Origin of the sequence: Bradyrhizobium sp. NC92, assembly GCF_025200865.1 — a bacterium.
Lineage (GTDB): Bacteria > Pseudomonadota > Alphaproteobacteria > Rhizobiales > Xanthobacteraceae > Bradyrhizobium.
The window spans coordinates 3,968,378-3,981,198 of sequence record NZ_CP104171.1 but is presented as its reverse complement, the minus strand read 5'-3'; the positions used below and the strand labels follow the sequence as shown (position 1 = coordinate 3,981,198).

At 66.0% G+C, this 12,821-nt stretch carries 12 protein-coding genes; 8 read left to right on the top strand and 4 right to left on the bottom strand.

Going from position 1 to position 12,821, the window contains the following annotated elements:
- The first annotated feature begins 29 nt into the window (after positions 1–29).
- The gene (aat, locus tag N2602_RS18585; protein WP_260383513.1) at positions 30–710 is read left to right on the top strand and encodes a leucyl/phenylalanyl-tRNA--protein transferase; all 681 of its coding nucleotides are present in this window, start codon (positions 30–32) and stop codon (positions 708–710) included.
- Between the two features lie 11 nt (positions 711–721).
- Here the strand turns inward: aat and N2602_RS18580 are convergent, their stop codons facing one another.
- Entirely contained in the window at positions 722–1,762 is a 1,041-nt protein-coding gene (locus N2602_RS18580; RefSeq protein WP_260383512.1) for a DUF2155 domain-containing protein, read from the bottom strand.
- Positions 1,763–1,943: 181 nt separating this feature from the next.
- Between N2602_RS18580 and N2602_RS18575 the strand changes: the two genes are divergently transcribed.
- Positions 1,944–2,951: a Na+-dependent transporter gene (locus N2602_RS18575; protein ID WP_260383511.1), complete on the top strand. Its 1,008-nt coding sequence runs from the start codon at positions 1,944–1,946 to the stop codon at positions 2,949–2,951.
- A 55-nt stretch (positions 2,952–3,006) separates the two neighbouring features.
- On the opposite strand, the gene N2602_RS18570 is transcribed toward N2602_RS18575, so the two are convergent.
- Positions 3,007–3,903, bottom strand: a complete 897-nt coding sequence (locus tag N2602_RS18570; RefSeq protein ID WP_260383510.1) for a LysR family transcriptional regulator — start codon at positions 3,901–3,903, stop codon at positions 3,007–3,009.
- A gap of 98 nt (positions 3,904–4,001) precedes the next feature.
- Between N2602_RS18570 and bla the strand changes: the two genes are divergently transcribed.
- The gene (gene bla, locus N2602_RS18565; protein ID WP_409241920.1) at positions 4,002–4,886 is read left to right on the top strand and encodes a class A beta-lactamase; all 885 of its coding nucleotides are present in this window, start codon (positions 4,002–4,004) and stop codon (positions 4,884–4,886) included.
- A 69-nt stretch (positions 4,887–4,955) separates the two neighbouring features.
- Here the strand turns inward: bla and N2602_RS18560 are convergent, their stop codons facing one another.
- Positions 4,956–5,894 (bottom strand): GlxA family transcriptional regulator, encoded by a 939-nt coding sequence (locus N2602_RS18560; protein WP_260383508.1) that lies wholly within the window; start codon positions 5,892–5,894, stop codon positions 4,956–4,958.
- A 103-nt stretch (positions 5,895–5,997) separates the two neighbouring features.
- On the opposite strand from N2602_RS18560, the gene N2602_RS18555 reads away from it, so the two are divergent.
- Positions 5,998–6,684 (top strand): DJ-1/PfpI family protein, encoded by a 687-nt coding sequence (locus N2602_RS18555; protein WP_260383507.1) that lies wholly within the window; start codon positions 5,998–6,000, stop codon positions 6,682–6,684.
- Positions 6,685–7,181: 497 nt separating this feature from the next.
- Here N2602_RS18555 and N2602_RS18550 read toward each other — a convergent pair whose 3' ends face one another.
- Complete coding sequence (locus N2602_RS18550; RefSeq protein ID WP_172788648.1) at positions 7,182–7,589, bottom strand: NADH:ubiquinone oxidoreductase subunit NDUFA12; 408 nt, start codon at positions 7,587–7,589, stop codon at positions 7,182–7,184.
- Between the two features lie 242 nt (positions 7,590–7,831).
- Here N2602_RS18550 and N2602_RS18545 point away from each other — a divergent pair, with 242 nt between their 5' ends.
- The 4 genes from N2602_RS18545 to N2602_RS18530 all read left to right on the top strand — a co-directional run bounded on the left by N2602_RS18545 (position 7,832) and on the right by N2602_RS18530 (position 12,820).
- A complete protein-coding gene (locus tag N2602_RS18545; RefSeq protein ID WP_172788647.1) occupies positions 7,832–8,566 on the top strand; it encodes a BA14K family protein in 735 nt (244 codons plus the stop codon).
- Between the two features lie 230 nt (positions 8,567–8,796).
- Positions 8,797–9,213, top strand: coding sequence for a response regulator (locus N2602_RS18540; protein ID WP_172788646.1), 417 nt, complete (start codon positions 8,797–8,799; stop codon positions 9,211–9,213).
- Positions 9,210–11,468: a CHASE3 domain-containing protein gene (locus tag N2602_RS18535; RefSeq protein WP_212258513.1), complete on the top strand. Its 2,259-nt coding sequence runs from the start codon at positions 9,210–9,212 to the stop codon at positions 11,466–11,468. Before N2602_RS18540 ends, N2602_RS18535 begins: the two co-directional genes overlap by 4 nt.
- A gap of 380 nt (positions 11,469–11,848) precedes the next feature.
- Complete coding sequence (locus N2602_RS18530; protein WP_172788644.1) at positions 11,849–12,820, top strand: ABC transporter substrate-binding protein; 972 nt, start codon at positions 11,849–11,851, stop codon at positions 12,818–12,820.
- Position 12,821 lies beyond the last annotated feature (1 nt).

Genomic DNA, 12,821 nt, shown 5'->3' with positions numbered 1-12,821 from the left:
GCGTTGCGATCCTGCTATGATGGCAAGCCATGACTTCGCGCGACTCCGCCCCGTCTGAAATCACGCCGGCCGTGCTGCTGCGCGCCTATGCCTGCGGCATCTTTCCGATGGCGGAAAGCGCCGACGATCCGACCTTGTTCTGGGTCGAGCCGGAGCTGCGCGGCGTCATCCCGCTCGACGGCTTCCGCGTCGCCTCGCGCCTCGCGCGCACGGTGCGCTCGGATCAGTTTCGCGTCACCGTCAACACCGCGTTCAAGGCGACGATCGCCGGCTGCGCTGCGCCGCAAGTGGGACGCGAGGACACCTGGATCAACAAGCGCATCCGCGACCTCTATGGCGGGCTCTTCGAGCTCGGCCATTGCCACAGCGTCGAAGCCTGGCAGGGCGACGAGCTCGTCGGCGGTCTCTACGGCGTCAGCCTGGGGCGGGCCTTCTTCGGCGAGAGCATGTTCCACAATGTGCGCGATGCCTCGAAGGTCGCGCTGGTACATCTGGTCGCGCGGCTCATTCACGGCGGCTTCGAGCTGCTCGACACCCAATATGTCACCGAGCACCTGAAGAGCTTCGGCGCAGTCGAGATCTCGCGGCGACGCTACACCGCGCTGCTCGACAAGGCGCTGGCGGGCGAACCCGGCGATTTCCTCAGGCTCTCCGCCGGCGAAGCGATCCCGGGCGCACGCGCCCTGGAGATCATCGCTTCGCGGCAATAACGAACAGCTCGTTAGCGGCCGAATCCGGGAATGCCGAACAGGCCTGGGCGCTGCTCCGGTGGGGGCGGCGGTGGCGGTGCCGGCTGTTGCTGCTGCTGGATCGGCGGCAGCGGCTGCGGCGGGCGCTGCTGCACCTGCTTGGGGGCGGCCTTTTTCTGCGCAGGCGGCGGTGGCGGCGGCTTTGCCGCGGCCGGATCCGGTGCCGCCGTGGCGACGGTCTGCTGCGGCTCTTTGCAGTCGGTCAGCCAGATATCGTAGATCGGATGCTCGACGCCGTGCAGGCCCGGGCTTGCCGCGTACATCCAGCCCGAGAAGATCCGCTTCACCTCACCCTGCAAGGTGATCTCGTCGACCTCGACGAAGGCGTCGGTGTTGGCCGCTTCAGTCGCCGGACGCGTGTAGCAGGCGTTGGTTTTGACGCGGAGCGCACCGAACTGGACGGTCTCGCCGATCTCCTCGTCGAAATTGATGATGCGCCCGGTGATCTTGTCGAGGCCGGAGAAGGTCGCCTTCTTGTTCACGATCTTCTGGGCCGGCGGCTCGGTCACGACCTCGTCGCCCGGCTGCAGGCTGGCCGGGGTCTGTGGCACGGCGCCGCCCGGCCCGCCCTTCTGCTGGGGCTGGCGCTGACCGGGCGCACCCGGCGCGCCTTGCGGCCCGGGCGGAGCGATCGCGGCGGAGGGCGGCTGGTTTGGCGGCGCGAGGGTCGAGCCCGGCGGCGGCGCCAGAGGCTGGGTCTCGACCGGCCCCGGCATCACGTTGCCCTGCCGGCCCGGCGGCGGCATCGGGCGCGACGGCAGCACCCGGCCCTGCGGCGGCAGCTCCGGCACCTCTTCGTCGTCCTCGGGCATCGGCTGCGGCTGGGGCTGGCCGCGCGGAATGTTGCCGGGCGGCCGCAGCGGCGGCGGATCGGAGAAGATCGTGCCGATCTGCGCACTTGCCGGCGTCGCAGCCGTCAGTGCGGTGGCGGCCAAAAGCGCCGCAAGACCGGTCAGGGAAAAGATTTTGAACATTTCGCGCGGCTTCAACAGCGAATCGGGCTCGTTGGACATTCTACAGGGGATACCGCCGCTCGCAGGCCCTCCGGTTAACACGCCGAATACGGCGGGGGAAGGGCGGCAACCCAGCCCTTCCCGGCGCGGTCTGGCCAGGCCAGCTCCCGGATGGGATAGTCGTGAGCCCCTCCCCGGGGCCGAAAGCGGGAATGCCCCCGAACCGACAATCCCGACAGAGATGCCCTTCCTCCTCGAAGCCGCCCTCGCCCTTCCCCTGCGCGCCCTGAGCTGGCTCGGCGGCCAGGGCACGCGCGCCGTGGCGGCGATCGCCTTCATCGCGGTCGCGGTGCCGCCGCTGGGCGCGCTGCTGCGCCCCTATGTCACCGAAGCGATCTTCCTTCTGCTCTGCATCTCCTTCATGCGCGTCGATCTCGTCGCGCTGTACGGACATCTGCGCCGGCCGGCGCTGGTCGGGGCCGCCACGGCCTGGACCACGATCGGTGTGCCGCTGATCGTCGGCCTCATCGCCCATGGAAGCGGGCTCGACAGCAGCTCACCTGGTCTCTTCCTTGCGCTGATGCTCCAGGGCATGGCTTCGCCGATGATGGCAGCACCCGCGCTCGCCGCGCTGATCGGCCTCGACGCCACGCTGCCGCTGGTCACGCTGGTCACCGCGACTGCGCTCGTGCCCTTGACCGCCTCGCTGTTCGCGAGCCTCTTTCTCGGCGGCATGCTCAGCATCTCGCCGCTCGCGCTCGGCCTGAAGCTGCTCGGCATCCTCGCCGCATCGCTGCTGGCCGCGACCGTCATCCGCCGACTGTTCGGCACCGACGCGATCCAGCGCCACAGGCGGCCGATCGACGGCTTCAACATCCTCATCCTGCTGGTGTTCGCATCCGCCGTCATGGGCGACGTGGTGCACGATTTCCTCGCCGATCCGCTGTTTGCGATCGGCGTCGCACTGCTTGCCTTCGCGGTCTATTTCACCCTGCTCGCCGTCACGACATTCATCTTTCGCCGCGCCGGCAACGAGCGCGCCTTTGCGATCGGCCTGATGGTGTCACAGCGCAATCTGGGCCTGATGCTGGCGGCCACCGCCGGCGCATTGCCGCCCACCACCTGGCTCTATTTCGCGCTGACGCAGTTTCCGATTCACCTCGCGCCGTACATGCTGATGCCGATCGCACGGCGGGTGATCGTGCGCGCAGATACGTCCGGCGGGGCGGCCACGGGCCACATCACCTAGCCAGCCCTCACCGCGCCGCGATGCCTTTGAGCAAAGGCATCTCGATGCGCCATGCTCATTCAACTTTCATCTTCTTGCATTCAGCCAATATCCACTGCCGGAATGCCTGCATCGCGTGCGTGTGCCGCTTTGATTTCAGGGACGTGAGCCAGTACGATCCAAGATGGACGCGGGTGTCGTAAGGACAGGCCAGGCGTTTCCGGGCTACATCCTCCGAGAACAAGACGACCGGCAAAAGTGCGACCCCGCCTCCTTGAGCTGCAGCGTGCGCCAAGGAGACCGATGAATCAAACGTCGGGCCCGTCATGCGAGGCTGCCGGCATTTCGCCGCCTCGAACCACTGTGTCCACTCGCCGGATCGGTAGGAACGCAGCAGCACCTGTTGATGGAGATCTATCGGGTCTTTGAGGCGCTTCGCTATCGTTGGCGTGGACATCGGGGTGAAGAAAGCATCGACCAAACGCTCTGCGTTGGTACCGTGCCAGGCGCCGTCGCCAAATCGAATGGCGTAGTCCAAGCCCTCGGCGCCGAGGTCGACACGATTGTTGTTGGCAAAAATCTTGATATCGACCTGCGGGTGGATCGAGGTGAAACTCTTGAGGCGAGGAACGAGCCAGCCTGCCGCGAACGTTCCGACGACGCCGATCATCAGCGTCTCCCGCATGCGGCCGTTTTCGAAACGGTCCAGCACCTGGTTGATCCGACCGAAAGCATCCGAAATCGCAGGCAACAGCGCCTCGCCTTCCTCTGTCAGGGCAAGCCCGCGCGTGAGCCGCCTGAACAACTCCGCACGCAGGCTTCGCTCCAGAGTTCGCACCTGCTGGCTCACGGCGGCCTGCGACACCCGGAGTTCCAGGCCGGCCTTGGTGAAGCTGAGGTGACGCGCTGCCGCCTCGAACGCGCGGAGCGCGTTCAGCGGAAGACTGGAAACGTTGGGAGGTCGGCGGGCCACGTCTGATCCAAGTTTTACTTATGGATGGCCTTACGAAGCATCGTTTGTCAATCGCGGCAGCACGCAGCAAAAAAGCGCACGTTCAATCGGAGTTCACGATGCTAACGCGACGTCAGTTCGGATCATCTACACTTGTTCTTTCAGTACAGCTCTTCCTCTCGAAAGTCTCGGGTGCTTCGACACTTGAAACAACACGGCTGTTGGAGGCCATCAGGCAGCTTGAAAGCAAAAGCGGCGGTCGGCTCGGCGTCACCGTGCTCGACACGCAAACCGGAGCGTCGATTCAACATAGGGGAGACGAACGATTTCCGATGTGCAGCACCTTCAAGGTGCTCGCGTCCGCAGCAATATTGAAACAGGTAGGAGAGAAGCTGGACGGCCTCGATCGACGCGTTCGCATCGATCAATCCGACATCGTCGAATATTCGCCGGTCACCCGTGAGCATGTGGGACCGGACGGCATGTCGCTGCGGGAACTCTGCGAGGCCGCCGTTACGAGGAGCGACAACGCGGCCGGCAACCTGCTTCTCAGGGAAATAGGAGGCCCTGCCGGCCTGACCGCCTTCGCCCGCAGCCTCGGTGATGACGTGACCCGATTGGACCGCATCGAGACCGAGTTGAACGAAGCTGCGCCAGGCGATCCTCGCGACACGACAAGCCCGAACGCGATGGCTGAGAATTACAGGCGTCTGGTGCTGGGCAACGTGCTTCCGCCGGCAGGTCGGGAGCAGCTGTCCAAATGGATGATCGCAAACAAGACAGGCGACAGCCGATTGCGCGCCGGTCTGCCGCAGGGCTGGCGCGTGGGCGACAAGACTGGAGCGGGCGGTCGCGGCACCAACAACGACGTTGCGATCGTATGGCCACCTCAGCGCTCGGCGCTCATCGTCGCAGTCTATCTCACGGGCGCCTCTGTCGCCATGAGCGGGCAAAACGAGGTGATTGCCTCCGTCGGACGAGAGGTCGGCAAGGAATTCGGCTGACCGCGCGAGCTGACGTTCACACCGAAAGCCCGGCAGAGCCCCTTCAAGTGGAGGCTTGTGCCGGGCGCCCTACCCCGCCTGCGCCGCGCGCCGCAGCGCCTGCGGCGGCTGGCCATACGCGCGGATGAAGGCGCGCCGCATGCGCTCGGGATCGCGGAAGCCAGTCGTTTCCGCCACGCGCTCGATCGCCTCCCGCGAGGACTGCACGCGCTCGCGCGCGACTTCGAGCCTGAGCCGCTCGATCGCCTTGGAGGGCGTCGTGCCGGTCTCCGCGGCGAACGCGCGGGCAAAATGCCGGGCGCTCATGCCGGCGCGGTCGGCGAGATCCTCCACCGTCAGCGGCGCGTCGAGATTTTCGCGTGCCCAGGATAACAGTGCGCCGAAGCGCCCGTTCGGCGCCTTCAGCTCCAACAGCGACGAGAATTGCGACTGCCCGCCGCTGCGGCGGTGATAGAGCACGAGCTGGCGCGCGGTCGCCTGCGCGATCTCCTCGCCATGGTCCTCGGTGACCATCGCGAGCGCGAGGTCGATGCCGGCGGAGATTCCGGCCGAAGTCCAGACATTGCCGTCGCGGGTGAAGATCTGGTCCGGCTCGAACTTGACCTTGGGAAAGCATGCGACGAACTCGCGCGTCCGCCCCCAATGCGTGGTGGCCCGGCGGCCGTCGAGAAGTCCCGCCTCGGCGAGCACGAAGGCGCCCGAGCAGACGCTCGCGACCCGCACGCCGCGCCTTGCCAGCCGCTGCACGAAGGCCCGCGTGATCTCGCAGCGCGCGGCCTCCGCGACGCCGCTGCCGCCGGCCACGAGCAGCGTCGTGATCGCGTTCGCCGTCTTGAAGTCACGCGCCATCATCTCGACGCCCGACGAGCTGCGCACCAGCCCCGGCTTGGCCGCCAGCACGCGGATGGCCGGCGCCTTGCCGATGCAGCGCGCTGCGATCTCGAATGCCGAGATCGGGCCTGCCGCATCGAGCAGCTGGAAGTCCGGGAAGATCAGGATGCCGATCATGGGCTAGGCCGCAGGTATGTCCGAAAGCGAGGGAATTAAGCCATTTCTGACAGCAGGGCACCATGCCATTCTGCCGCCGTCAAGCGCATTGTCGGAGGCTCCCATGTCGTCACCGCTCCAGATCGGAATCCTGGTGTTTCCACGCGTCACCCAGCTCGACTTCACCGGCCCCTTGCAGGTATTCGCCATGGTCCCGGACGCAAAACTGCACCTGATCTGGAAGCGGATCGAGCCGGTGCCGAGCGATTCCGTGCTGACGCTGACGCCGACCACGACGTTCGCGGATTGCCCCCAGCTCGATGTCATCTGCGTGCCCGGCGGCCAGGGCACCAACGACCTTCTCAACGACGAGGACGTGCTGGAATTCCTGCGCAAGCAGGCGGCAGGCGCCAAATACGTCACCTCGGTGTGCACGGGATCGCTGGCCCTCGGCGCCGCCGGCCTCCTGAAGGGCTACCGCGCGGCCACCCATTGGAGCGCAATGGAGATGCTCGCACAGTTCGGCGCGACACCGACGAAGACACGCGTCTGCGTCGATCGCAACCGCATCACCGGCGGCGGTGTCACCGCCGGGATCGATTTCGCGCTGACGCTGGTCTCGATCATGGTCAATCGCACCACGGCCGAAGCGATCCAGCTCCAGATGGAATACAATCCAGCCCCGCCGTTCAATGCGGGCTCGCCCGACACCGCGCCCGCCGGGGTGCTGGCGCTGCTGAGGGAGCGCGGCGCGCAGAACCAGGCGCGCCGTCTCGAAGCGGTGCAGCGCGCGGCTGAGCGGGTGAACTAGACTCCGCTCACGTGTCCCGGACGCGCTGCAGCGCGCAGCGATGCGGCGCAGAGCCGGGACCCAGGGAGCCACACAGCACGCAGCAGAATGGGCCCCGGCTCAGCTGCGCACCACTTCGCGCTGCGCAGCGTCCGGGGCACGAGACTCACGAGGGCCCCAACAGAAAAAGGCCGCTCGGTTTCCCGAGCGGCCTTTCCTGTCTCACGGTGGCTGCACATTCACATCGGGCGATGTCGGAGCTTCCAGACCGGGGGCCTATCTCCCGATCGAGTCCTTCCTCGGCGGCCGCTGCATCTCGGGACAGTCGCGAACTGTTGCCCGAACCGAACGCGATGGTCTCCCATCTCCGTAAGATGGGATCATTGAGCCGCATCGCCCGCCTCGAGGCAACGCCCGCGCAAGCAGCGTCCCCGCTGTTCCCGTTGTCCACAGCGGCGCGGCGCGGATGCAGATGCATCCGCTTTGGACGATGGTGGTTCGTGGGTGCGCCGAAAAGGCTAGCCGGGCGTCCAGGGCTGATAGTCGCCGGTCGCCTTGGGACGCCTGCCGCTGGCGAGCGTCGAGCCGGAGGGACGATAGGCCTTGGCCGTGCCGGTGAGATTCGGCTGGTGCGGCTTTTCCCACTCGCGCGGCTGGTAGTTGACCTCGGTCGGCGGCTTGTCGACGACGTGGTGGATCCAGCCGTGCCATTCCGGCGGAATCCGGCTCGCTTCGGCGTAGCCATTATAGATCACCCAGCGCCGCTCGAAGCCGAGCGTCGGATCGATCGCCCCGCCCCGCGTGCGGTAGTAACGGTTGCCCTGCTCGTCCTCCCCGACCAGCTCGCCATACCGCTTGGTCCAGAGCTGGGTGCCAAACGTCTGGCCACTCCACCAGGTGAAGAACTTGAGGAAGAATTGTTTCATGCGGCAAGGGCCCTGCTTCGTCGGGTCCTGATGCCATCCGGGGGGCGAAATGTCCAGTTCGGCAGGCGCGCCGGCGCCCCCGCAAATCCGCCTACCGCGCACGCCCCTGCCGCAAAGCGGACGCGATTCATTCATGCCCCGTACAGCAGCAGGGCCTGAGCCTCCATTCGCGCGCAAACCGGCGTGATCCCAGGAACCCCAATGCATTCATAGGGTTTGCTTTCCGGGAAAGGAGTTTGACCATGAACAGTCTGAAATTGTTGAGTGCTGCCGCAGCAGCGGCGTTGGTTCTTCCCTTGGCGAGCCCGAGCTTTGCACAGAGTCGTGCCGCCGCGGTCGGAGCGGGCGGTGGCGCCCATGTCGGCGGCGGTGGCGGCGGTGCTCACATCGGCGGCGGCGGCTTCGGTGGCGGCGCGCGCATGGGTGGCGGCGGCGCGGCCTTCCATGGCGGCGGCGGCAATTTCGCGGCGGGCGGCGGCGCTATGCGCCCAAGCGGCGGCAGTTTCGGAGGCGGCGCCGCGATGCGTCCGAGCGGAGGCAGTTTCGCGGCCGCCCCTGCGGTCCGTCCGAGCGGCGGCAGCTTTGTAGGCGGCGTGGCGGCCCGCCCCGGCATCTCGCCCACGTTCAGCGGCACGCGCAGCGTCGCGACCGCCTCGCCGGGCACGTGGAGCGGCAGCGGCGGCACCTGGAGCGGCGGCTGGCGCCACCATCACCATCGTCGCGGCGGCGGTTTCTGGCCGGGCTTTGCGGCCGGCGCCGCAATCGGTGGCCTCGGCTCCTACGCCTATTACGGTGGCGGGTACGGCTACTATGACGATCCCTACTACTACGACAGCTATTATGACGAGCCGACGGTTGCGGTGGTGCCCGATAGCGGCGGCGACTCCGCTGCCTATTGCGCGCAGCGCTACAAATCGTACGACCCGGCCTCGGGCACTTATCTCGGCTACGACGGCCTGCGGCATCCCTGCCCGTAATCGGATCGCCTAAGCGTGAGGCAGAAGGCGTCGCAGCGATGCGGCGCCTTTTTCGCAATCGGCGTCTTCCTCACCGGCTCGCACGTGCAAGGATAAATACAAATCGATGCAAATGGACCTTTATGCACCGAACCGTGCATATCCTTCGCGATCCAATCCCAAATTGACCCGACCCACGATTCGCGGATATCACAAACCACAGTGGGGACTTCGATCTACTGGGAAGTGTCATGCCGCGTATTCTCGTGGTTGATGACGATCCGATGGTCGGCGCGACCATCGAGGTCCTCCTCCAACGTCAGGGCTTCGACGTCACGCTCACCGACGGCGGCGAAACAGGACTGGCTGCGCTGGAATCGCACGCCTTCGACGTGATGCTGGTCGACATCTTCATGCCGCATATGCGCGGCTTCGAATCCATCCGCATCTTTCACGAGCGCGCCCCGGCCACGCCGCTGATCGCGATGTCGGGCTACGCCTTCGCCTCGTCTGCCTCGCCCTCTCCCGATTTTCTCCGCATGGCGCTGGAACTCGGCGCAACGCGCTGCCTGCGCAAGCCGTTCACGCCCGAAGCGCTGCTGACCACGATCCGGGAATGCCTCGCCGGCGCGAGCGCGCCGCCGAAGGACCAGAAAGAAGCCCCTTGATTCCAACGCAACGCGTCATTCTCGGTGTTGGACTCGCCATCCTCCTGATCATCACCGCGGCTTCGATCGCCCTCGACGTCAAGTCGCGGTCCGACGCGGCGCGGCTAAACCACACCGTCCAGGTGCAAAGGAAGATCTCCGATCTGCGCGTGCTGCTGCGCCGGGCCGAGAGCGCCGCGCGCGGCTACGAGCTCTATCGCAGCCAGGGCTTCAGCGACGAATTCCAGGCGGTGCACGCCAAGATCGCGCCGGCCCTCGCCGAGCTCAAGCGCGACGTGCACGACAGTCCCGATCAGGTCGCGCTGCTGGAGGGCACCGAGCCGCTGGCGCTGCGCCGGATCGAGATCGCCGCCACCGCGATGCGCCTGCGCGCCGCCAACGACCAGGCCGGCATTGCCGCGCTCAACAGCAAGGCCGAGGGCCGCGGGCTGATGGACACGGTGATGGGCAATCTCGACCGTCTGAGCGCGGAGGAAGAACGCCTGCTCGCCGCCCGCTCCCAGGATTCGCGCCGCACCGGAATCGTGCTGCTCGGCATCGACGTCGCCGGCGCCGTGCTGATCCTGCTCCTGGTCGCTTTGGTGATGCGCGAAAGTCGCCGCACGACGGGTGAGCTCCAGAGCTCGCTCGAGCAGACCCAGGCCGCCAAGACCGCTCTCGAGGCGGCGGTGGCCGAGCGCACCGAGCACCTCGTCGCCGCCCATGACGAGCTGCGCCTGTCGGTCAACGTGCTCCAGAGCACGTTCCGCAGCATGGCGGAGGCGGTGCTGGTCATCGACGCCGAGGGCATGGTGCTGCTGTCCAATCCGGCCGCCGAGCGCATGCTGCTGCATCGCACCGGCATGAACGTCGGCAATCTGCGCGCGCTGTCGGACGTGTTTCACGGCGACGGCGTCACGCCGCTTCTGGCCGACGAGCTGCCGTCGACGCGCGTGCTGCGCGGCGAGCAGTTCGAAGAGCTGGAGATGATCGTCCGCCCGCACAGCGGCAACCCGCCACGCCAACTCATGGTCAGCGGCCGGCCGATGCGGGACGGGCAAGGCAACGTCTCCGGGGCGGTCCTGGTCTATCACGATGCGACGACCTCTCGCGAAACCGAGCGGCAGCTGCACCAGTCGCAGAAGCTGGATGCGATCGGCAAGCTGACCGGCGGCGTCGCGCACGACTTCAACAACATGCTCACCGTCATCTCCGGCAACACCGAGACGCTGGTCGAGAGCCTGAAGGACCAGCCCGAGCTGCAGCGCACGGCGCGGCTGATCGACGATGCCGCCGAGCGCTGCGCCGAGCTGATCCAGCATCTGCTGGCGTTCGCGCGCCGGCAGCCGCTCGAGCCGCGCAACGTCGACATCAACGCCGCGATCTCCGACATCGCAAAGCTTCTGCGCCCCACCCTCGGCGAGCAGATCCAGATCGAGACCGTGCTGGAACAGGGGCCGATGACGACGCATATCGATCCGTCGAGGCTCACCAACGCCGTGCTCAACATGGCGATCAACGCCCGCGACGCCATGCCGAACGGCGGCAAGCTGCTGCTGGAGACCCACCGCGTCGCGCTCGACGAGGCCTACGCGCAGGCCAATGCCGACGTGACACCCGGACCCTATGTCATGCTCGCGGTCAGCGACACCGGCACCGGCATGTCCGTGGAGATCCAGCAGAAGGCGTTCGAGCCCTTCTTCACCACCAAGGAGGTCGGCAAGGGATCCGGCCTCGGCCTCTCCATGGTCTACGGCTTCGTCAAGCAGTCGGGCGGCCACATCAAGATCTACAGCGAGGAAGGCCACGGCACCACGATCAAGCTCTATCTGCCGCCGGGCGAAGGCGGCGCGGACGTCGCAGCTGGCGTCACGCCGCAGGCCGAAGGCGGCGCCGAGACCATTTTCGTGGTCGAGGACGATCCGCTGGTGCGCAACTTCGTCACCGCGCAGTTGCAGAGCCTCGGCTACAAGACGGTGGCCGCGTCCGACGGCAAGGCTGCGCTCGACTTGATCGAGGCCGGCCAGAGCTTCGACCTGCTGTTCACCGACGTCGTCATCCCCGGCGGCATGAGCGGCCGCGAGCTCGCCGAGGAGGTGGCGAGGCGTCGGCCGGGCGTGAAGGTGCTCTACACCTCCGGCTACACCGACAACGCCATCGTCCATCACGGCAAGCTGGATGACGGCGTGCTGCTGCTGACCAAGCCCTACCGCCGCAACCAGCTCGCCGAGATGATCCGCAAGGCGCTGAACGGCAGCGGGATGGCGGCGAGCTAGCGCGTGAACTGCCGAAGGCGCGCTGCAGTCACACCATATATGAGGCCGAGGGCACTGCCTCAGGATGTGAGTTCCAATTGTCCTCTTGAGACGCCGTAGCTCGCCCGGATCCGCGCGCCGGAGGTATTTTGACACCGCGCTATGCACCGCGTAAGGCCGTTTTGATCGTCATCGGGTCGGTCTCAAGCAAAAATCAAGCGCACCTCAAGGACAAATCGTCTCGCCAGACCAGTCTCTGAGCATGCTCTCGGCGACAAATGTAGGAGCCGGTGTCGCGACAGTCCGCTTGCGGAGCGCAGTACCGAGCGCAGTCATCAGATGCACAGCTAGGATCTTGGTCTGCGGCCGGAATTGACGGCTCAGCTTCGACAGGTGCTCGCATGAAAAGACGAGAGTTCATCTTGTTGATTGGCGGGGGGCTGGCCTGGCCTGCGATCGCACGGGCGCAGGGCGGAGCCAAGCTGCATCGCATCTTCTGGGTCTCGACTCAGTCCGGACCGGATCCCTTCCTGGACGGCTTTCGCGAGGGAATGCGCGCGCTGGGATACGTCGAGGGCAGGACCGTAACAATCGAGACGCATTATGCCCCTGAAAACCCGCAGGCACTGCGCAAGATCGTCTCCGAGTTGCAGCGAGGGGATGTCGACCTTGTGGTCTCGAGCGGTCCGGCGACACGCGTCATGACTGCGGTGACCGAAGTCCCCGTGCTGTTTGCATTGAGCGGTGACCCCGTCGCTTTGGGTGTGGTGAAGAGCCTTGCTCACCCCGGCACCAATTTCACCGGCAGCACATTCCTGTCGCTCGAGCTGGCAGGAAAGCGCGTTGAGCTGCTCAAGGACATTTATCCAAGGCTGCGAAAACTGGCGGTGTTCTCGAACACGGATCATCCGGGAGAGCCACTGGAATGGCGTGCGACTTTGGAGTCGTGCCGAAATCTTGGCATTGAGGCAGCCTACGTTCCGTTCTCTGGCGCTCGCGAAATCGAGAATGGGTTGATGGCTGCCGGCAAGGTGGACGCGGATGCTCTCCTCGTGTTTCCCGACGCTGTGACGCTGGTGCATCGTGCGAAGATTGCGGAGCTTGCAATCGCGCACCGGCTGCCTTCGATGTTTGGCTGGTCTGAATATTGTGACGCTGGAGGCCTCTTGAGCTACGGCGCAAACCAGCGCACGACCTATTTTCGGCTTGCCACTTATGCCGATCGCATCCTGCGCGGTGAAGATCCGTCGGATCTTCCGGTCATGCGTCCCGACAAGTTTGAACTTGCAGTCAATCTGAAGACAGCCAGGCTTCTGGGTATCGAGCTGGATGTGTCGTCGATCCTGTTTCGCGCCAGCAAGGTGATCTCCTGAG

Excerpts from the sequence above, each read along its gene's own strand:
- bla (WP_409241920.1), top strand. The coding sequence starts at position 4,002 with ATGCTAACGCGACGTCAGTTCGGATCATCTACACTTGTTCTTTCAGTA.
- N2602_RS18550 (WP_172788648.1), bottom strand. The coding sequence starts at position 7,589 with ATGAAACAATTCTTCCTCAAGTTCTTCACCTGGTGGAGTGGCCAGACG.
- N2602_RS18560 (WP_260383508.1), bottom strand. The coding sequence starts at position 5,894 with ATGATCGGCATCCTGATCTTCCCGGACTTCCAGCTGCTCGATGCGGCA.
- N2602_RS18575 (WP_260383511.1), top strand. The coding sequence starts at position 1,944 with ATGCCCTTCCTCCTCGAAGCCGCCCTCGCCCTTCCCCTGCGCGCCCTG.
- N2602_RS18580 (WP_260383512.1), bottom strand. The coding sequence starts at position 1,762 with ATGTCCAACGAGCCCGATTCGCTGTTGAAGCCGCGCGAAATGTTCAAA.
- aat (WP_260383513.1), top strand. The coding sequence starts at position 30 with ATGACTTCGCGCGACTCCGCCCCGTCTGAAATCACGCCGGCCGTGCTG.
- N2602_RS18540 (WP_172788646.1), top strand. The coding sequence starts at position 8,797 with ATGCCGCGTATTCTCGTGGTTGATGACGATCCGATGGTCGGCGCGACC.
- N2602_RS18555 (WP_260383507.1), top strand. The coding sequence starts at position 5,998 with ATGTCGTCACCGCTCCAGATCGGAATCCTGGTGTTTCCACGCGTCACC.
- N2602_RS18530 (WP_172788644.1), top strand. The coding sequence starts at position 11,849 with ATGAAAAGACGAGAGTTCATCTTGTTGATTGGCGGGGGGCTGGCCTGG.
- N2602_RS18545 (WP_172788647.1), top strand. The coding sequence starts at position 7,832 with ATGAACAGTCTGAAATTGTTGAGTGCTGCCGCAGCAGCGGCGTTGGTT.